The following is a 17,038-nucleotide window of genomic DNA, read 5'->3' on the forward strand; positions in this document are numbered from 1 at the left end:
GGCGGTGACACACCGCACACGCTGCGTCCTCAGCGGTTGAGCAGGCGGCCGCCATCGAGCACGATTTCAGAGCCCACCGTCCAGCGGGATTCGTCGGACGCCAGGTACAGCACAGCCTTGGCCACCTCCTCGGAGGTTCCGAAGCGGCCGAGCGGGATGGTTGCCACGATGTCCTTGTTGATCTGCTCGCGGTAGGCGCCGGGGATGCCCAGCTTGTCGTACAGCGGTGTCTCGACGGGGCCGGGACTGACCGCGTTGATACGGATGCCACGCCCGAGCAGTTCGGTTGACAGCGTCTTGGACATGTTCAGGAACGCTGCCTTGGTGGCGGCGTAGACGGACGAGCGATCCGCACCGGCATGGGCGCTGATGGACGTGGTCAGTACCACGGAAGCGGGATTGGCGAACACCGGCAGCAGGGACTGAAGCAGGAAGTACGGCCCCTTGACATTGACATCGAACAGGCGGTCGAACATCTCTTCCGTCCATTCCTCGATGGGACGCCAGACCGACACACCGGCGTTGAGGAAGGCGACGTCCAGCTGGCCAAAGCGGTCCTTTACGGCTTGAGCCAGTTCTTTCTGTGCGGCGACGCTGGCCGAGTCTGCGCGCAGCACCGGGACCTCCGGGCCGAGTTCGGCCTGGGCCTTGGCGATCGAATCGGGATTGACTCCGGTCACGATGACACGGGCACCTTCAGCCAGAAACTGCTTGGCGGTCTCCAGGCCGATGCCGCTGGTGCCGCCGGTGATGAGGGTGCGTTTGCCTTGCAGGCGTGACATGAAATTCTCCTTGGGGTGACGACCAACCGCGGCCGCCTGGGAGTAATGTGCATTCATGTCTTGAAATACATAAGATATGGTTTTTCAATATATTTCATGCAAAAATGGCATGAATAAAAGGAAAAACATGGACCGACTGCTCTGGATGACCTGCTTTGCCCGCGCCGTGGAGACAGGCAGCTTCTCTGCTGCGGGGCGCGACCTGGGCCTGGGACAACCCAACGTGAGCCGCTACGTGGCGGCGCTGGAAGAGCACCTGCAGACACGGCTGCTGCACCGGTCCACACGCAAGCTCTCCCTGACGCCGGAGGGTGAGCGCTACTACGCCGACGCGCGGCGCATCCTGGATGCCGTGGACGAATCGGAATCCTCGTTCCGGGACAGCGTCGATCCTTCAGGGCTCTTGCGCGTGGCCTGTCCCACCTCACTGGCACACACCTTCGTGATGCCCCACGTCCCCGCGTTTCTGGAGCGCTACCCGAGGCTGGCCCTGGACCTGCAAATCAGCGATCGCTACGTGGACCTCGTCAACGAGGGGACTGAACTTGCCATTCGCATTGGACATCTTGAAGACAGTGCGCTGCGAGCTCGGCGCGTCGGCTCGTACGAGCGGGTGTTCGTTGCCAGCAAGGGCTATCTGGCCAAACGCGGAGAGCCACAGACGCCCGATGAACTGCGTGACCACGACTGCGTGGTCTACACCTTGTTGTCGTCCGGTGCGACATGGCGCTTCCGTGACGCCGAAGTTCCGGTTTCAGGCCGGTTGAGGGTCAACTCGCCCGACGCGGTTCGCGAAGCGGTCATCGCCGGTTTGGGGGTTGGACACGGCCCCGCGTGGTTGTTCGAGGGGGGGCTGAAAAGCGGGGCCTTGCAGCGCATCCTGCTGGAACATACCGCCCCGCATGTGCCTGTTCAGATCGTCTACGTCGCAAACCGCTTGCTTCCCACACGGGCCATCGCGTTCATGGACTTCATGAGCGACGTGTTCTCCAGGATTCCCGCATTCGGTGCCGCTGGCCAGGAGCAGGGGAGCTAGTTGCAGATGTTCCTTATGGGGTCGACTGCGGACAGTCGATCAGCTCGCCCCGAAAGACTGTTCCCAGCCTGAAGCCACCGGCCAGCAGCCGGCTGGCGACGCCCGGCTGTGGCCTTCGGTTGCTGGCGGCCATTCAATGGCCAAGACACCTACCTTGCATCGCCTGGCTTCCTTGTTCCACTGCGTCGCATGCAGGCGTACGGCAGCACGAAGAGGTACAGACCGCTCAACAGCAAGAGAAAGAGCGGGGGCAACGGCGAGTAGCTGACCCAGGAGGGAGGTTCCCCCTGCGCCCGGACAATGAAGTTGGCGATGACGGTGACCGTGAAGGCGACTGACAGCCAGCGGTGGATCTGCCGGATCCGGTGGTTCCAGTTCAAGGCGGCCTCCCTTAGCGGCGCGCCTGGATCATCTTCCACCCGTTCCCCGACGGATCGCGCAAGCCTGCGTCCACGGTGCCGTACCGTGCCACGGGTTCCTGCGTGAATTCCACCCCGCTTGCGAGCATTCGGTCGTAGGCAGCGCGGCAGTCATCCACGGTCAGTACGAGGGGCGGCATGGCGCCTTTGGCCACAATCGCGCGCACTGCCTGCGCCGTTGCTGCGTCGAGCACGGGCGGGCCGGGTGTGAACAGGCCGAGCTGGAACGACGGCTGTTCCGGGTGCTGCACCGTGAGCCAGCGATAGTCGCCGTTTGCCACGTCCGTGTGGACGCGGAACCCGAGCTTGTCGACATAGAACGCGAGTGCTTCGTCTTGATCGCGCACATACAAACCAACCACTTCAACGCCTTGAATCATGGGATCTCCTGTTGTTCGGGTTCGTTTGTATCGCTTGTTGCCCGGCGTCGCTTCTCCGAAACTGCGGTCGTGAGGTCGGGGCGGTGCGCGGCGCTGACGATGCAGGCGGGCACGCGGCCCAGCTCGTGCATCGTCGCCCGGGCGCGCACCCGGACTGCGCTGGGACTGTCGCCTGTGATATCGCGGAAGGTGCGTCCGAAGGTGCCCAGGCTTGCCCAGCCTGTATCAAAGGCGATGTCGGTAATGGCCAGATCGGTTTCGCGCAGCAGCGTCATTGCCCGCTCGATGCGCCGCGTGAGCAAGTACCGGTGCGGCGGACTGCCGAAGGCCTGCTTGAACGACCGGGCGAAGTGCGCTTCGGACACGCCACTGACCTGCGCCAGTCGCCCGACAGGCCAGGCCTCGTGCGATGCGGCGTCAATGCTGTCCTTCGCGCGCAGCAGCCGGCGCAACAGTTCAGGATCCTGGTGTGCAAGGTCGTTGTTCATGCCGTCTCCGGTGCCATCGGGAAGCATTTTCGTCTCTTGGGAGTCCACGGTTTGGGAATAGACCCCTGCGCGCGAACTGTATGGATGGACAGTAGAATTTCGGGCTCGATAGTTTCCACAAGGGAAGGGTCTGGACATGTCCGCAGAACTCGAACAAGAAGTCGTCTCAATCTTCGAAGACCGCCTTTGGCATCACAACGGCTGGGAGGCCCGCGTCATCAAGAATGAAGACGACGATGGCTGGGCCGTTGCCATGACCCAGGACGGCCAGGTGGAGCCAAGCCTGGTCGGCCCGTGGACCATGGGCCGCGACAAGAAAAATCCCAAGCCGCTGGACGTTTCCGCCTTCAACACGCTCGTGAAGACGGCGCACGAGGTGATGCGCCGGCATGAGCAGCATCTGGCAGCGCAGTTGCACAAGGATGTGCAGATCGTGGTGAGCGGGTCACGCGTGACCGTCTCTCTGGATATCGAGCCCGATGAGGACAATCCCAGCGCCACGCTCACCGCCACTGCCGCCGACGGCAGCGAGCTGGCCAAGGTGGGAGTCAGGCCGGACCATCAGCTCACCCGGACGTCTGCGCAAGCCTGGGCAGAGGCAGGCTACCCCCGTCCCAGCGAGGACTGAGCCGCGGGCAAGGCCGGGGAATCAGGGGGCTGTTTCACAGCTGCCTTCCAAGGCGGATATGCGGCTTTGCGGCTTTGCGGCTTTGCCACACGCTCTAGATGTGCAGCATGGCCAGCCCGCCCACGCCAAGGCCTAGCGCTGCCACGCCGAGCATGGCGTATTCCAGCCATTTCTTCTTGGTCAGCAGCGCGATGGCTGCAAGGGCAATGGCGACCTGCAGCGCGGTGGTGGCCTGCGCCCAGCGGTGATGCAGATGCATCTGCATCTCGGACTTCTCGTCCCATTGCCGGGCCTCGGCTTCCAGGCGGTCGGCATCGCGCTTGATGTCGTCCTTTTCCTTTTCGTAGCGCTCCACCTTGGCCTGGTAGGCCGCCCGCCTGTCCTCCGTGGTCGCCAGATCACGCGCGAACTCGGACAGCGATTGCTTGGTGCTCTTGGCCTGGAAGAAGGCCCACTGGTTGGCCGCTTCGGTCTTCTTGATGGCTGCGTCGTTCTTGTACAGCCCGGCATTGGCCTGGGTGGCTCCGCCCATGTACGCGAAGATGGCTCCCACCGTGGCGATGACTGCCGTGCACATGGCGATCTGGTTGGTCAGGCTGCCGCCGCCGATGCCGTGGTGGGCGGTTTGGCCATGCTCGCCCTGGGCAGCATGTTCGAGTTCGTGATCGTGTGGGCCGTGGACGTGAAAGCCGCCGGAAGACATAGGTGCCAATTCCTTGATGCAATGGGGTGGCGCATTATGGGGCCGGCCTGGCGGCAATCCAGGGCTCCAGGATGTGCGGGGCGCATGGCCCGCTTGGAGGTCAGCGCCTTGGCTGGCGGCCTGCAGATGGGGGAGTGGGATCAGGCGGCGGTCGCGCGGTGCGGCAGCGCTGCGAGCAGTATTTGACCTCGTCCCAATCACGTGCCCATTTTTTGCGCCATGTGAACGCAAGACCGCAGCACGCACACAGCTTGGAGGGCAGGTGGGGCTTCTTGTGCATGGCGCGGGCGTTCCTGTGGTTCAGCGCGTCAGCGTGGCCAGGGCGCGCCGGGCCAGCGCCCGTCCGCTGAGCCAGGCGCCTTCGACCCCTGCGCCGCACATCCAGTCGCCGCACAGGCCCAGGCCCGCAGGCGCATCCCACCAGCAGCGGTTGACCAGGTGCGGCGCCGGCAGCGCATAGCGCCAGCGGTGGGCAGTGACGCGCAGGCCGCCTGGTAGAGAGTCGTACAGAGAGCCGGCCAGTGGGCCGGCCAGGGCCTCGAATGCCTGCAGCAGTTGCCGGGCCACGGATTCGGCGTCCGACTCGATGTGATCCTGGCTCCATCGTGCACTGGCATGCAGCACCCAGGTCTGAGGTCCTTGCGGCACTTGCGGCCCCTGTCGTCCTGGCTTGGCGCTGTCGCGTGCCACCCAGCACAGCGGGCCATCCGTGATTTCTGCCGCATCCCAGTCCAGCGGCAGGGGGGCGTCGGTGCGCAGCATGGCCACCCAGCAAGGCTGCATGCGCGCGCTGGCAGCCAGTGCCGCAGCATAGGGCGAGACCGGCTCCAGCAAGGCTGCCGCCTGCGGTGCAGGCACTGCCAAAACCAGGGCGCAGTATTCCGATCCGATCTGCCCGTGTTCGGCACAGTGCACAGTCCAGCAGGCAGATTCGTACTTCAACTGCTGAACCGTGGTTTGCAGGTGCAGCCGTGCACCATGCCCCTGTTGTGCAAGCCGCTGGACAAGAAACGCTGCGGGAGAGGTCATGCGCGGCACGCCCACCCAGCGGTCGGGGCCCCCATCTGCTGGCACCACGTCTTTGCCCTGCAGGCGCACTTCGCGCGGACGCCAGGCGGCGACAACGCCGTGCTGCTCCCAATGGCGCACCTCCTGCACAAACTCCGGGTCCTGGGCCGCAAACGATGGAGCGCCGTGATCGCACTGCCACGCACCCTGCGGATCCTGCGCGCGCCGCGTGCTCATGCGCCCGGATGGGCCTCGGCTTTTCTCGAAGATATCCACGCGGCAGCCAGCATCGGCCAGCAGCTGTGCACATGCCAAACCTGCCATTCCCGCGCCGATCACCGCGACGGGGGGCGCGCCGTTCACAAGGCCTCCTGGCTGTGCGCTTCCTGGTGGCGCTCATGGCTGACCCAGATCAGCGCGCTGGTATCGACGCCCAGTTCCCCGGCCTTGGCGACGATGGATTGCAGGGTCTGCGGGGGCAGTTTCGGCTCTCTGGCCAGTATCCAGCAGTACTGCGTGTCCGGCCCGAGGACCAGCGCCCAGCGGTAGTCAGGGTCCAGGGCGGCCACATGGTAGCCGCCGTAGAACGGACCGAAGAAGGAGACCTTGAGCGAAGCCGTGTCCGGCTTGCCCGTGAACAAGGCCTTGCCGACGGCGCGCTGCCACTGGCCCCGGGGCACGGAAAACCCCCGGTTCACCACCTTCACGCTGCCGTCTGCCTGCGGCGTGTACTCGGCGGTCACATCGGTCATGCCCCGCTCGAAACCATGGTCCAGCCGTGCCAGTTCGTACCACAGGCCCTGGTAGCGCTGCAGATCGAACGGTGAGACGGGCGTGACCGAGCCGGGCGGGCGCATGCTGGCGCAACCGCTGGCCAGCAGGCCGGCGCCAAGGGCCGTTGCCAGCAGGGTGCGCCGCCTGGCGGTGAAGACGGGGCGGTGGGCGGGAAAGTTCATGCGTATGTCCTTGATGTTCTTGTCGTCTGCCGCCATCGGGCGACCAGCGGTTGCAGATCCGTGAGATGGCGCACCGGCGTGATGCCCGCGACCGGGCTGGAATAAAGCGCCGGGCAAGCTCCACCGGCCCACAACTCGATCGACGGCGGCAGGTGGCTGCGCAGCTCGCCCAGGCAAGCCTGCGCCATTGCTCCGTTGTGCGCGCTGCTGAAGCTCAGCCCCACGATGTCGGCGCGATGCGCCCGCGCGGCCTGTGCCACGTCGCCGATGGGCGTCTGGGTGCCCAGCGATACGCAGTTGCAGCCTTCCAGGGCCAGCAGGGCTTCGACCATGAGCAGTCCCAGTCCATGCATCTCCTGCGGGAGCGTGGTCAGCAACACCTTGGGCGCGGACGGCGGGGAAGGAGGGGCGAGCGAGACGATCGCCTGCCTCAAGACGCCGGTGAGCACCTCGGTGTACAGGTGCTCTTCGAACACTTCAAAACGCCCCTGTGCCCAGAAATCGCCGACCGCCGTGGTCAACGGGGCCACGAGCGTGGTCACGAAACCGGCCAGGCCCATGCGCGACTGGGCCAGGCTCAGGCAATGCCTGAGCTGGGCGGGATCATGGGCGGCAATGGCGTTGAGCATGGGTGCGAAGCGGTCAGAGTCTGCTGCGTTCTCTGGATTTGTCCTGGACAAATCCATGCTCGGCGAGGTGTCGGCGCGGGCCAGCAGCGCCTGCAGGCCGTCCAGATCCACGCCCATCAGCTTGCTGGGGCGCAGCCCCGTATCCATGAGCCGCCGGATCAGGGTCAGTTGTCGAACCTGGTCCGCCGGGTAGCGGCGATCGCCTGCCGAATCCCGTTCAGGCCTTGGAAAGCCGTAGCGTCTTTCCCAGACACGCAGGGTGTCCTTGGCGAGTCCGGTCTCGCGTTCGACGGCCGAGATGGGCAGCCCGGGGCCAGGCGCCAAAGGCAGGGGGTCAGAAAGTGGCGTCATTGATCTGAAGGGAACAAAACGTCCGGTCATGGCCGGGATGTTTTGAGGGATTTTCTGAATTGTCTAGGACAAAAATATGTTTTGTCCAATATATTACATAGAGAAACAAAGCGCAGGCCCACTGGCCGCCACCCGGCAGGCTCGCTGGCGCGAGTGCTTTGTAGATCCCGGCCAGGAGATGACTGCCCCAGGCGCAGGCGAGGCTTCACACCATGATCGCCGCGCCCTTGTGCAGTCTTTCCGGCCACGCAGTTCGTACCGATGATCATCATGAATTTGTCCAACTGGCCACTGGCCCGCCGTCTCGCAGCTGCCTTCGCATGCGTCATCGCCATTTTTCTTCTTGTCATCGCGCTGGCCGTGAGCAGCCAGTCCCGGCTCAAGGAGGCCCAGCAATGGAACGAGCACACCTTCAAGGTCATGTCCCAGGGACAGCGCATGCTCACGGGCATGGTCAACATGGAGACGGCCTCGCGGGGCTATCTCCTGTCGGGTGACTCCCGTTTTCTTGCCCCCTGGGATGAAGGACTCAAGGAGTTCGAGGCCTCCTGGCAGGAGGCCGTACGCCTGACCGAGGACAACCCCGCCCAGCAGCGCCGCCTGGACGGTATCCGCCTGCGCCATCGTGAATTCGTTCAGGCGGTGCAGCCGCTGCAGGCGCTGCGGCGGCAAGTTCAGGAAGGCTCGGCAACGGTCGAGGATCTGGTTCGCGAGTTCTCCCTGGGGCGCGAGAAGGCGGCCATGGATGGGCTGCGCGCACTGCAGGCGGACCTGGTGCGTGAGGAGGAGCAGCTCATGGCCGAGCGCCTGACGCGCACCGAGTCGCTGGCGGCAATGACGCTGGCGTTCGAGCTGGGGGGCGCGCTGGTGGCCGTCGTGCTGGCCGCCTTGCTGGGGACCTGGGTCACGCGCTCCATCACGGGCCCCATCGGCCGGGCTATCGAGGTGGCACGCGCGGTGGCATGCGGGGATCTGACGCAGCGGGTGGAGGCCACCACCCACGATGAAGTGGGGACCCTGCTGCGCAGCCTCGGCGAGATGAGTGATGCGCTATCGCAGGTCGTGGCCGTCGTGCGCAGCGGCAGCGAATCCGTGGCAAGTGCAAGCACGCAGATTGCCCAGGGCAACACCGACCTGTCCTCGCGAACCGAAAGCCAGGCCAGCGCGCTTGAACAGACGGCGGCCTCCATGGAGCAGCTCGGAGCCACCGTGACCCAGAACGCGGATGGCGCGGGCAAGGCCAACGCGCTCGCGCAGCAGGCCAGCGGCGTGGCCGGGCAGGCGGGCGAGGTGGTCACCCAGGTCGTGGACACGATGAAGGGCATCAGTGAAAGTTCGCGCCGCATCGCCGACATCATCAACGTCATCGACGGCATCGCGTTCCAGACCAACATCCTGGCGCTGAACGCTGCGGTGGAGGCTGCGCGTGCCGGAGAACAGGGCCGCGGCTTCGCTGTGGTGGCCTCCGAGGTCCGCAGCCTGGCCGGCCGCAGCGCGGCGGCGGCCAAGGAGATCAAGGCCCTGATCTCCGACAGCGTCGAGCGGGTCGAACAGGGCTCTGTGCTGGCCGACCGCGCGGGGGGCACCATGGCTGAAGTGGTGACGAGCATACGCAGCGTCACCGACCTCATGGGCGAGATCAGCGCGGCTTCCGCCGAACAACGCAGCGGCGTTGCGCAGGTGGGCGAGGCGGTCATGCAGATGGACCAGGCGACGCAGCAAAACGCAGCCCTGGTGGAGGAAATGGCGGCGGCAGCCACGAGCCTGCGCCAGCAGGCGCATGACCTTGTGCAGTCCGTGAGCGTTTTTCGCCTGGGGCCTCAGGCGCAGGGTTGAGGCAGGGTTGGCGCACCGGTGAAGACACGGTGCGGGACCCTGGGAGAGCGGGTCCCTCTACAGGCGCCGGAACATCAGCCGCTGCCGCCGTCCTGCCCGGGCACCGGCCGGCGTTCAAACAGTTGCGCCATGGCTTTGGCGGCTGCCTCGGCCGCTTCGGCGCGGCGCATCTCGGCCGCGTCTTCAAACCCGCAGCCCATGGCCTGGGCCTCGGTGCCGGCGTAGTCGGCCAGCGTCTCGGCGCTGTCGCGGATGCTTTGCAGGGCGCGGGCCACCACGTCCATATGGCGATGGCCCTTGGGCGTCTCCAGCCATGCCAGGGCGAGCTGGGCGATGGAGGAAATCTCTGCACAGCCTTGCTGCACAAGATGGTCCACCTGGGTGAGGGCGTTGGACAGCTGCCGCGTGGTGTGGCTGTCCTTGGCGGGGGTGGGTTGGGCGGGGGTCATGCCTTGGCCCTCCGTGTGGAAGGGGCGGCGCCAGCAGAGGGCGCGCAGGCGAGTGCGAGGAAAACGGTGTTCATGTTTGATGCTCCATTGCAAAGCGAATTCACTGGCCTTTGCGATTGCATTGATCCGTGAATTGCATTGACAGACCTCGCTTTCGAAGAGGTTGTGCCGCTGTGTGATGGAGGTGTTTTGAAGCACCGGCCCCGTGACAGGGGGCCGGTGCGGATGATAGCGCCGGCCGGGAGGGTCGGAGGCGGCAGGTCCGGTCATCCGGTTTTCCGAACGACGCAGGCGTTCCATCGTTCGGATTTCCGTGCCACCTTATGCATAAAAGTAAGGTCGATATAGGCGAATCAAGCAGTTAGCGCGGGGTGCAGGTGCCGGATGTGGCTGGCACGGTCTGTGCACTGTCAGGCGCAGGCCACGTGCATCGTGGTTGTGTATGCAGGGAGACAAGCCCGTCTTCGCTGTGGCATCCGGCCCGTGCCGGCAGCCGTGGTGGCCGGGCTCGCTTGCAAGACCGAAATACGTCCAACGAAAAATCCGCATGAAATTCAACCGCTTGACCACCATGGTGCTCGTGGCCATGGTCCTCGGCGTGCTGGTGGGCTATGCCTGCAACAGCTACGCACCCACGCCCGAGGCCGCCAAGGAAATCGCCAGCTACTTCGGCATCCTCACCGATGTCTTCCTGCGCATGATCAAGATGATCATCGCGCCCCTGGTGTTCGCCACCCTGGTGTCGGGCCTGGCCAACATGGGCGACGCCAAGGCCGTGGGCCGCATCGGCGGCCGCGCGCTGGGCTGGTTCATCGTGGCCTCGTTCTGCTCGCTGGCCATCGGCCTGATCTATGCGAACGTGCTGCAGCCCGGCCATGGCCTGAGCGTGGCCCTGCCGTCGTCGGCCGAAGGCCTGAACCTCAAGACCTCGGCGCTGAACCTCAAGGACTTCATCGCCCACGTGTTCCCCAAGAACATCTTCGAGGCCATGGCGACCAACGAGGTGCTGCAGATCCTGGTGTTCGCGCTGTTCTTCGGCATTGCGCTGGGCAATCTGCACAACCAGGCCGCGCGCTCCATGGTGGGCCTGATGGACGAAGTGGTCCACATCATGCTCAAGGTCACCGACTACGTGATGCGCTTCGCCCCCGTGGGCGTGTTCGGTGCCGTGGCCGGCACCATCACCATCCATGGCCTGGGCATGCTGTCGGTGTTCGGCAAGTTCATGCTGTGCTTCTACCTGGCCCTGGCCACGCTGTGGGTGCTGCTGATCGTGGCCGGCTACGTCGTGCTGGGCCGTGACATCTTCCGCCTGCTGAACCTGATCCGCGGCCCGCTGCTGGTGGGCTTTTCCACGGCCAGCAGCGAATCGACCTATCCCAAGCTGATGGAGCAGCTGGAGAAGTTCGGCATCAAGCCGCGCATCATCGGCTTCGTGCTGCCGCTGGGCTACTCGTTCAATCTGGACGGCTCGATGGTCTACACCACCTTCCTGGCCATCTTCATCGCCCAGGCCTACGGCATCGACATGACGCTGACGGCCCAGATCACCATGCTGCTGGTGCTGATGGTCTCCAGCAAGGGCATTGCCGGCGTGCCGCGCGCATCGCTGGTGGTGGTGGCCGCCGTGCTGCCCATGTTCGGCCTGCCCGAGGCGGGCATCCTGCTGATCCTGGGCATCGACCACTTCCTGGACATGGGCCGCACGCTGACCAATGTGCTGGGCAATGCCATTGCCACGGCCGTGGTGGCCAAGTGGGAAGGCGCCGTCGATCCGACTGCGGCTACGGATGACGACGAGTCCCTGCTGCCCACGGACCATTCCGAGCAAGGGCGGCCCGCTGTCTCGGCCTGAGGCCCAGGCGGCGCTGGGGGGCACTGATAACATCGGTGCCTTCACCATGCCCGCCCGCCGCCCCCTGCGCCAGCTCATCCTGCTTTTGCTGTGGCTTGCCCTGAGCGGGCTGAGCGGCTGGGGTGCGTACCTGCTGGCGCAGCGGCTGGGCATCGCCGATCTGCGTGCCACGGGCATGCACCGGCTGGAGCTGTACGGCGCCAGCCTGCAGCGCGAGATCGGCAAATATGCCTTCCTGCCCGACGTGCTGGCACTGGAAGGCAATGTGCAAAGGCTGCTGGCCGAGCCCGGCGACGAGCAGCTCACCAATCGCGTCAACGCCTACCTCGAGCAGCTCAACGACCGCGCGGGCACGCTGACCGCCTACCTGGTCGATGCGCGCGGCCACGTCGTGGCCTCCAGCAACTGGCGGCGCACCGACAGCTACATGGGCGAGGACCTGAGCTTTCGCCCCTACTACCGCACCGCCATGGCCACGGGCAGCGCGCGCTTCTTCGGCATAGGCACCACGCGCGGCGAACCCGGCTACTACCTGGCCTCCACCCTGGGCGACGACACCCACACGCTGGGCGTGGCCGTGGTCAAGGTCAGCCTGGACCAGCTGGAGCAATCGTGGTCCACGGTGGAGGCGCCCGTGCTGGTGGGCGACGAGAACGGCGTCGTCATCCTGGGCACGGTCTCCGACTGGAAATTCACCACCTTGCGCACGCTGGACGAGGGCACGCGCGCCGCCTTCGACCACACGCGCCAGTACAACCGCCGCGCGCTGGAGCCGCTGGGCCTGCAGGTGCTGCGCGACCTGGGCCAGGGCGCGCGCCTGGTGCGCATTGCCCGCCATGGCGAGGAATCGCCGGGCTCGGTCTACCCGGTCAGCGGCCGCTTCCTGGCCCAGTCGCGCCAGCTGCCGGGCACGCCCTGGACGATCACCGTGCTATCGCACCTGGAGCAGGTCGACCAGCTGGCCCAGAGCCGCGCGCTGGCCGCGGCCGTGGGCGCGGCCTTTGTGCTGCTGCTGGCCATGATGGTCAACGAGCGCCGCCGCCACCTGCGCGACCGGCTGGCCGCGCGCGAGGCGCTGCAGGCCGCGCACGACGAGCTCGAGCGCAAGGTGGAGCAGCGCACGGCCGACCTGTCGGCCGCCAACGAGGCGCTGCAGGCCGAGGTGGCCGAGCGCACCCACGCCGAGGCCACGCTGCGCGCCGCCCAGGACGAGCTGGTGCAGGCCGGCAAGCTGGCCGTGATAGGCCAGCTGTCCACGGGCGTCGCCCATGAACTCAATCAGCCGCTGACGGCGCTGCGCACCCTGGCCGGCAACAGCCAGCGCTTTCTGGAGCGCGGCGATACCGAAACCACGCGCGTGAACCTGGAGCGCATGGCTCAGCTGGCCGACCGCATGGGCCGCATCACCGGCCAGCTGCGCAACTTCGCGCGCAAGTCCAGCGGCGCCAGCCAGGCCGTGCCGCTGGCGCATGCGCTGGACAATGCGCTGGCCGTGCTGGAGTCGCGCGTGGCCGAGACTGGCGCCCGCATCCTGCGCGATGACGGCGTGCCCGAGGCCGTGGCCTGGTGCGACCGCAACCGCATCGAGCAGGTGCTGATCAACCTGATCAACAACTCCCTGGACGCCATGCGCGGCCAGCCCGCGCCCTGCCTGGAGCTGGCCTGCGCCGTGGCCGATGGCCGCGCCCAGGTCACCGTGCGCGACCACGGCCCGGGCCTGAGCGAAGCGGCGCAGGCCCATCTGTTCCAGCCGTTCTTCACCACCAAGGAAGAGGGCGTGGGCCTGGGCCTGGGGCTGGCGCTGTCGGCCGGCATCGTGCGTGAATGCGGCGGCACGCTCACGGGCAGCAACCATCCGGGCGGCGGCGCCGTCTTCACGCTGAGCCTGGCCCTGGCTCCCTCCACACCCTCTGCCGACACACCATGACCGACGCCCTCAAAGTCCTGATCATCGAGGATGACCCCGACATCGTGCTCGGCTGCGAGCAGGCGCTGCAGCTCGAAGGCATCGCCTGCGAAAGCGTGGGCAGCGCCGAGCAGGCGCGCCGGCGCCTGTCGCGCGACTTCGCGGGCATCGTGGTCAGCGACATCCGCCTGCCGCGCATGGACGGCATGGCCTTCCTGCGCGAACTGGTGGCCATGGATGCCGAGCTGCCCGTGGTGCTGATCACCGGCCACGGCGACATCTCCATGGCCGTGCAGGCCATGAAGGACGGCGCCCAGGACTTCATCCAGAAACCCTTCGCCCCCGAAACCCTGGTCGGCGCCGTGCGCCGCGCCCTGGAGCGCCGGCGCCTGGTGCTGGAAGTGCGTGCGCTGCGTCAGCAGCTGGACCAGCGCGACAGCCTGGAGCACCGGCTGATAGGCCGCGCGCCCAACATGCGCCAGCTGCGCCAGATGCTCACGGGGCTGGCGCAAAGCGCTGCCGATGTGCTGATCCAGGGCGAGACCGGCACGGGCAAGGAACTGGTGGCGCGCTGCCTGCACGAGGCCAGCGCGCGGCGCGACGGCAACTTCGTGGCCGTCAACTGCGGCGGCCTGCCCGACACGCTGTTCGACAGCGAAATGTTCGGCAGCGAGGCCGGCGCCTATACCGGCGCGGGCAAGAAGCGCATCGGCAAGCTGGAGCACGCCAGCGGCGGCACGCTGTTCCTGGACGAGATCGAAAGCATGCCCCTGCCCATGCAGATCAAGCTGCTGCGCGTGCTGCAGGAGCGCGTGCTGGAGCGCCTGGGCTCCAACACCCTGATCCCCATCGACTGCCGCGTGATCGCGGCCACCAAGGTGGATCTGCTGGAGTTGAGCCGGCAAGGATTGTTCCGCGCCGACCTCTACTACCGCCTGAACGTGGCCACCGTCTCGCTGCCGCCGCTGCGCGAGCGGCGCGAGGACGTGCCGCTGCTGTTCGAGCACTTCGCGCTGCAGGGCGCCGCGCGCCACCAGCGGCCCGTGCCCGAGCTGACCACGGCGCGCGTGCAGCAACTGCTGGGCTATGACTGGCCCGGCAACGTGCGCGAGCTGCGCAACGTGGCCGAGCGCACGGTGCTGGGCATCGAGACCGGCTCGCCCCCCTTCGGCCAGCCGGCCGGCACCACCGCGCAGGACGCCGCGCCCCGGCCGCTGTCCGCCGCTGTCGAGGCCTTCGAGCGCGCCCTCATCGCCGACGCCCTGCGCCGCCACGCCGGCAGCCTGGCGCGCACGGCCGAAGCCCTGTCCATGCCCAAGACCACGCTGCACGACAAGATCCGCAAGTACGGGCTGGATGGGTAGGCACCCTCAACCCCGCTCCCCGAACTCCACGCTTTCGCGCGTCCAGCGCCGCGCCTGCTCGCTCAGGCTCAGCCCCAGGCCGGGGCGCGTGGGCACGAGCATGCGGCCATCGGCGATGTCCAGGCGTTCGTTGAACAGCGGCTCCAGCCAGTCGAAGTGTTCCACCCAGGGCTCGTTGGCGCAGGTGGCGGCCAGGTGCACGTGCAGCTCCATGGCGAAGTGGGGCGCCAGGCTCAGGTGGGCCAGTTCGGCCTGGGCCGCGATCTGCAGGAAGGGCGTGATGCCGCCCACGCGCGGCGCGTCGGGCATCAGGAAGTCGGCGCTGCGGTGGCGTATGAGATCGCCATGCTCGGCGGCGCTGGTCAGCATCTCGCCGGTGGCGATCGGCGTGTCGAAGCGTGCGGCCAGCGCGGCGTGGCCTTCGTGGTCGTAGGCGTCCAGCGGCTCCTCGATCCAGACCAGGTTGAATTCCTCGAAGACACGGCACATGCGCTGGGCCGTGGGGCGGTCCCATTGCTGGTTGGCATCGACCATGATGGGTGCGGCATCGCCCAGGTGGGCGCGCATGGCCTCCACGCGCCGTATGTCCAGCGCGCAGTCGGGCTGGCCCACCTTGAGCTTGATGCCGCCAATGCCGCGCTCCAGCGAGGCGCTGGCGTTGCGCTTGAGCTCATCGAGCGGCGTGTGCAGAAAGCCGCCCGAGGTGTTGTAGCAGCGCACGGATTCGCGCTGCGAGCCCAGCAGCTTGGACAGCGGCAGGCCCGCGCGGCGCGCCTTGATGTCGTACAGCGCCACGTCGAAGGCCGCGATGGCCTGCACGGCCAGCCCGCTGCGGCCCACGGAGGCGCCGGCCCAGCACATGCGCGTCCATAGCCGCGCAATGTCGCTGGGGTCTTCGCCCAGCAGGGTGGGCGCGATTTCGCTGGCATGGGCGAACTGGCCGGGGCCGCCTGCGCGCTTGGCGTAGCTCAGGCCCAGACCCCGGTGGCCGTCGCGGGTCTGGATCTCGGCGAACAGCATGGCCACCTCGGTCATGGGCTTTTGGCGGCCCGTGAGCACCTTGGCATCGCTGATGGGCTGGGCCAGGGGGAGGTAGCAGGACGACAGGCGTATCCACTGGATGCGGTCCTGGCTGGTGGTTTCGGAGAGCGCGGAAGAAGTCATGGCTGCGGGAGTGCGGTGGTTGGAAAAAGGACAGGGGCAGGCATCAGTCGATGCTGATCTTTCCGGCCTCGATGACCGTCTTCCAGCGCGCGTATTCCTGGCGCTGGAATTCGGCGAACTGCTGGGGCGTACCGGCCACCATCTCGTAGCCGATGGAGACGAACTGCTCGCGCACCCGGGGATCGTTGAGCGCCTCGACAAAGGCCGCATGGGCCTTGTCGCGCAGCGCAGGCGGCAGGCCCTTGGGCGCGACGATGGCCTGCCAGGAGGCGACCTCCACGTTCTTCACCCCGGCCTCGGCCAGCGTGGGCAGGTCCGGCAGCACGGGCGAGCGGCGCGGGCTCGTCACGGCCAGGGCGCGCATCTTGCCGGCCCGGATGTGCTGGATCACGGCATTGATGTTCTGGAACGAGGCATCGACCTGGCCGCCGATCAGGTCGGCATGGGCGGGCGCGCCGCCCTTGTAGGGGATGTGCACGCCCTGGGTGCCCGTTTGCTGCCAGAACAGTTCGGCCGTCAGGTGGTCGCTGGAGCCGTGGCCGGCCGAGGCAAAGCTCATCTTGCCCGGATGGGCCTTGAGGTGGGCGACCACGTCGGCCACGCTTTTGTGCGGCGAGCTTGCGGGCACGACCAGCACGTTGGGCGACTGCACGGCCACGGTGATCAGGTCGAAGTCCTTGAGCGCGTCGTAGGGCAGGTTCTTGATCAGGTGGGGCACGATGACCAGCGGGCCCAGCGAGGTGACGAGAAAGGTCTGCCCGTCCGCCGCCGCGCGCTGCACGAAGGCTGCGCCGATGGTGCCCGTGGCGCCGGCCTTGTTCTCCACCACGAAGGACTGCCTGAGCTTGTCGCCCAGCCTGGGCGCCACGGCGCGCGCGACCTGGTCGGTGGAGCCGCCGGCGGGGAAGGGCACGACCAGGGTGACGGGCCTGTCGGGCCAGGCCTGGGCCGATGCAGAAAAGGCAGCGAGCGCGGCCAGGGCCAGCGCCATGGCACGAAGAATGTGATTCATCTTGTCTCCTGATTTGTGAATGACATCGTTGTCATTTCCGGGGAAATGAAAAAGCGCCGATGCCATTTTTTA

18 protein-coding genes are annotated in these 17,038 nt (G+C 66.8%); 6 read left to right on the top strand and 12 right to left on the bottom strand.

What is annotated here, in order from left to right:
- Positions 1–29 precede the first annotated feature (29 nt).
- Positions 30–782, bottom strand: a complete 753-nt coding sequence (locus LGR64_RS09040; protein WP_141831574.1) for an SDR family oxidoreductase — start codon at positions 780–782, stop codon at positions 30–32.
- A 127-nt stretch (positions 783–909) separates the two neighbouring features.
- On the opposite strand from LGR64_RS09040, the gene LGR64_RS09045 reads away from it, so the two are divergent.
- Positions 910–1,818 carry a LysR family transcriptional regulator gene (locus LGR64_RS09045; RefSeq protein ID WP_096916606.1) on the top strand — a complete coding sequence of 303 codons (909 nt, stop codon included), beginning with the start codon at positions 910–912 and terminating at the stop codon, positions 1,816–1,818.
- Between the two features lie 149 nt (positions 1,819–1,967).
- On the opposite strand, the gene LGR64_RS09050 is transcribed toward LGR64_RS09045, so the two are convergent.
- From LGR64_RS09050 to LGR64_RS09060, 3 genes are read right to left on the bottom strand one after another with little or no spacing between them, the layout of a single operon-like run.
- Positions 1,968–2,198, bottom strand: coding sequence for a hypothetical protein (locus tag LGR64_RS09050; protein WP_034394808.1), 231 nt, complete (start codon positions 2,196–2,198; stop codon positions 1,968–1,970).
- A gap of 11 nt (positions 2,199–2,209) precedes the next feature.
- Positions 2,210–2,617: a VOC family protein gene (locus LGR64_RS09055; RefSeq protein WP_141831578.1), complete on the bottom strand. Its 408-nt coding sequence runs from the start codon at positions 2,615–2,617 to the stop codon at positions 2,210–2,212.
- Positions 2,614–3,105 (bottom strand): helix-turn-helix domain-containing protein, encoded by a 492-nt coding sequence (locus tag LGR64_RS09060; protein ID WP_043821580.1) that lies wholly within the window; start codon positions 3,103–3,105, stop codon positions 2,614–2,616. The genes LGR64_RS09055 and LGR64_RS09060 overlap by 4 nt, the downstream gene beginning before the upstream one ends.
- A gap of 136 nt (positions 3,106–3,241) precedes the next feature.
- On the opposite strand from LGR64_RS09060, the gene LGR64_RS09065 reads away from it, so the two are divergent.
- The gene (locus LGR64_RS09065; RefSeq protein WP_034394802.1) at positions 3,242–3,733 is read left to right on the top strand and encodes a hypothetical protein; all 492 of its coding nucleotides are present in this window, start codon (positions 3,242–3,244) and stop codon (positions 3,731–3,733) included.
- Positions 3,734–3,827: 94 nt separating this feature from the next.
- On the opposite strand, the gene LGR64_RS09070 is transcribed toward LGR64_RS09065, so the two are convergent.
- The 5 genes from LGR64_RS09070 to LGR64_RS09090 all read right to left on the bottom strand — a co-directional run bounded on the left by LGR64_RS09070 (position 3,828) and on the right by LGR64_RS09090 (position 7,410).
- The gene (locus LGR64_RS09070; RefSeq protein WP_012206105.1) at positions 3,828–4,436 is read right to left on the bottom strand and encodes a DUF4337 domain-containing protein; all 609 of its coding nucleotides are present in this window, start codon (positions 4,434–4,436) and stop codon (positions 3,828–3,830) included.
- Between the two features lie 100 nt (positions 4,437–4,536).
- Complete coding sequence (locus tag LGR64_RS09075) at positions 4,537–4,716, bottom strand: DUF2256 domain-containing protein (RefSeq protein WP_141831580.1); 180 nt, start codon at positions 4,714–4,716, stop codon at positions 4,537–4,539.
- Between the two features lie 20 nt (positions 4,717–4,736).
- On the bottom strand, positions 4,737–5,807 hold the full coding sequence (locus LGR64_RS09080; protein WP_230355283.1) for an NAD(P)/FAD-dependent oxidoreductase: 1,071 nt from the start codon (positions 5,805–5,807) through the stop codon (positions 4,737–4,739).
- A complete protein-coding gene (locus LGR64_RS09085) occupies positions 5,804–6,436 on the bottom strand; it encodes a lipocalin family protein (RefSeq protein ID WP_230355284.1) in 633 nt (210 codons plus the stop codon). The genes LGR64_RS09080 and LGR64_RS09085 overlap by 4 nt, the downstream gene beginning before the upstream one ends.
- Positions 6,397–7,410: a MerR family transcriptional regulator gene (locus tag LGR64_RS09090; RefSeq protein ID WP_230355285.1), complete on the bottom strand. Its 1,014-nt coding sequence runs from the start codon at positions 7,408–7,410 to the stop codon at positions 6,397–6,399. The genes LGR64_RS09085 and LGR64_RS09090 overlap by 40 nt, the downstream gene beginning before the upstream one ends.
- A 231-nt stretch (positions 7,411–7,641) precedes the next feature.
- Here LGR64_RS09090 and LGR64_RS09095 point away from each other — a divergent pair, with 231 nt between their 5' ends.
- Positions 7,642–9,216, top strand: a complete 1,575-nt coding sequence (locus LGR64_RS09095; RefSeq protein ID WP_230355286.1) for a methyl-accepting chemotaxis protein — start codon at positions 7,642–7,644, stop codon at positions 9,214–9,216.
- A gap of 74 nt (positions 9,217–9,290) precedes the next feature.
- Here LGR64_RS09095 and LGR64_RS09100 read toward each other — a convergent pair whose 3' ends face one another.
- The gene (locus LGR64_RS09100) at positions 9,291–9,665 is read right to left on the bottom strand and encodes a hypothetical protein (protein ID WP_141831588.1); all 375 of its coding nucleotides are present in this window, start codon (positions 9,663–9,665) and stop codon (positions 9,291–9,293) included.
- A 547-nt stretch (positions 9,666–10,212) separates the two neighbouring features.
- On the opposite strand from LGR64_RS09100, the gene LGR64_RS09105 reads away from it, so the two are divergent.
- Genes LGR64_RS09105 through LGR64_RS09115 form a run of 3 tightly spaced genes read left to right on the top strand, consistent with a single transcriptional unit; the run spans position 10,213 to position 14,790 of the window.
- On the top strand, positions 10,213–11,520 hold the full coding sequence (locus LGR64_RS09105; RefSeq protein ID WP_141831590.1) for a dicarboxylate/amino acid:cation symporter: 1,308 nt from the start codon (positions 10,213–10,215) through the stop codon (positions 11,518–11,520).
- Positions 11,521–11,566: 46 nt separating this feature from the next.
- A complete protein-coding gene (locus tag LGR64_RS09110; RefSeq protein ID WP_034394780.1) occupies positions 11,567–13,447 on the top strand; it encodes a sensor histidine kinase in 1,881 nt (626 codons plus the stop codon).
- Positions 13,444–14,790 (top strand): sigma-54-dependent transcriptional regulator, encoded by a 1,347-nt coding sequence (locus LGR64_RS09115; protein ID WP_063325572.1) that lies wholly within the window; start codon positions 13,444–13,446, stop codon positions 14,788–14,790. The genes LGR64_RS09110 and LGR64_RS09115 overlap by 4 nt, the downstream gene beginning before the upstream one ends.
- Before the next feature lie 6 nt (positions 14,791–14,796).
- Here the strand turns inward: LGR64_RS09115 and LGR64_RS09120 are convergent, their stop codons facing one another.
- Together LGR64_RS09120 and LGR64_RS09125 are read right to left on the bottom strand one after the other, a co-directional pair.
- On the bottom strand, positions 14,797–15,954 hold the full coding sequence (locus LGR64_RS09120) for an L-talarate/galactarate dehydratase (protein WP_141831592.1): 1,158 nt from the start codon (positions 15,952–15,954) through the stop codon (positions 14,797–14,799).
- A 43-nt stretch (positions 15,955–15,997) separates the two neighbouring features.
- A complete protein-coding gene (locus LGR64_RS09125) occupies positions 15,998–16,966 on the bottom strand; it encodes a Bug family tripartite tricarboxylate transporter substrate binding protein (RefSeq protein WP_141831594.1) in 969 nt (322 codons plus the stop codon).
- Positions 16,967–17,038: the final 72 nt, after the last annotated feature.

Source organism: Delftia sp. Lp-1 (genome assembly GCF_020523835.1).
GTDB lineage: Bacteria > Pseudomonadota > Gammaproteobacteria > Burkholderiales > Burkholderiaceae_C > Comamonas > Comamonas acidovorans.

Bases quoted from the DNA above. Each gene is read 5' to 3' on its own strand.
- LGR64_RS09070 (WP_012206105.1), bottom strand. From the start codon at position 4,436: ATGTCTTCCGGCGGCTTTCACGTCCACGGCCCACACGATCACGAACTC.
- LGR64_RS09065 (WP_034394802.1), top strand. From the start codon at position 3,242: ATGTCCGCAGAACTCGAACAAGAAGTCGTCTCAATCTTCGAAGACCGC.
- LGR64_RS09055 (WP_141831578.1), bottom strand. From the start codon at position 2,617: ATGATTCAAGGCGTTGAAGTGGTTGGTTTGTATGTGCGCGATCAAGAC.
- LGR64_RS09100 (WP_141831588.1), bottom strand. From the start codon at position 9,665: ATGACCCCCGCCCAACCCACCCCCGCCAAGGACAGCCACACCACGCGG.
- LGR64_RS09075 (WP_141831580.1), bottom strand. From the start codon at position 4,716: ATGCACAAGAAGCCCCACCTGCCCTCCAAGCTGTGTGCGTGCTGCGGT.
- LGR64_RS09045 (WP_096916606.1), top strand. From the start codon at position 910: ATGGACCGACTGCTCTGGATGACCTGCTTTGCCCGCGCCGTGGAGACA.
- LGR64_RS09105 (WP_141831590.1), top strand. From the start codon at position 10,213: ATGAAATTCAACCGCTTGACCACCATGGTGCTCGTGGCCATGGTCCTC.
- LGR64_RS09060 (WP_043821580.1), bottom strand. From the start codon at position 3,105: ATGAACAACGACCTTGCACACCAGGATCCTGAACTGTTGCGCCGGCTG.
- LGR64_RS09090 (WP_230355285.1), bottom strand. From the start codon at position 7,410: ATGACCGGACGTTTTGTTCCCTTCAGATCAATGACGCCACTTTCTGAC.
- LGR64_RS09085 (WP_230355284.1), bottom strand. From the start codon at position 6,436: ATGGCGGCAGACGACAAGAACATCAAGGACATACGCATGAACTTTCCC.
- LGR64_RS09110 (WP_034394780.1), top strand. From the start codon at position 11,567: ATGCCCGCCCGCCGCCCCCTGCGCCAGCTCATCCTGCTTTTGCTGTGG.
- LGR64_RS09040 (WP_141831574.1), bottom strand. From the start codon at position 782: ATGTCACGCCTGCAAGGCAAACGCACCCTCATCACCGGCGGCACCAGC.
- LGR64_RS09095 (WP_230355286.1), top strand. From the start codon at position 7,642: ATGATCATCATGAATTTGTCCAACTGGCCACTGGCCCGCCGTCTCGCA.
- LGR64_RS09120 (WP_141831592.1), bottom strand. From the start codon at position 15,954: ATGACTTCTTCCGCGCTCTCCGAAACCACCAGCCAGGACCGCATCCAG.
- LGR64_RS09115 (WP_063325572.1), top strand. From the start codon at position 13,444: ATGACCGACGCCCTCAAAGTCCTGATCATCGAGGATGACCCCGACATC.
- LGR64_RS09125 (WP_141831594.1), bottom strand. From the start codon at position 16,966: ATGAATCACATTCTTCGTGCCATGGCGCTGGCCCTGGCCGCGCTCGCT.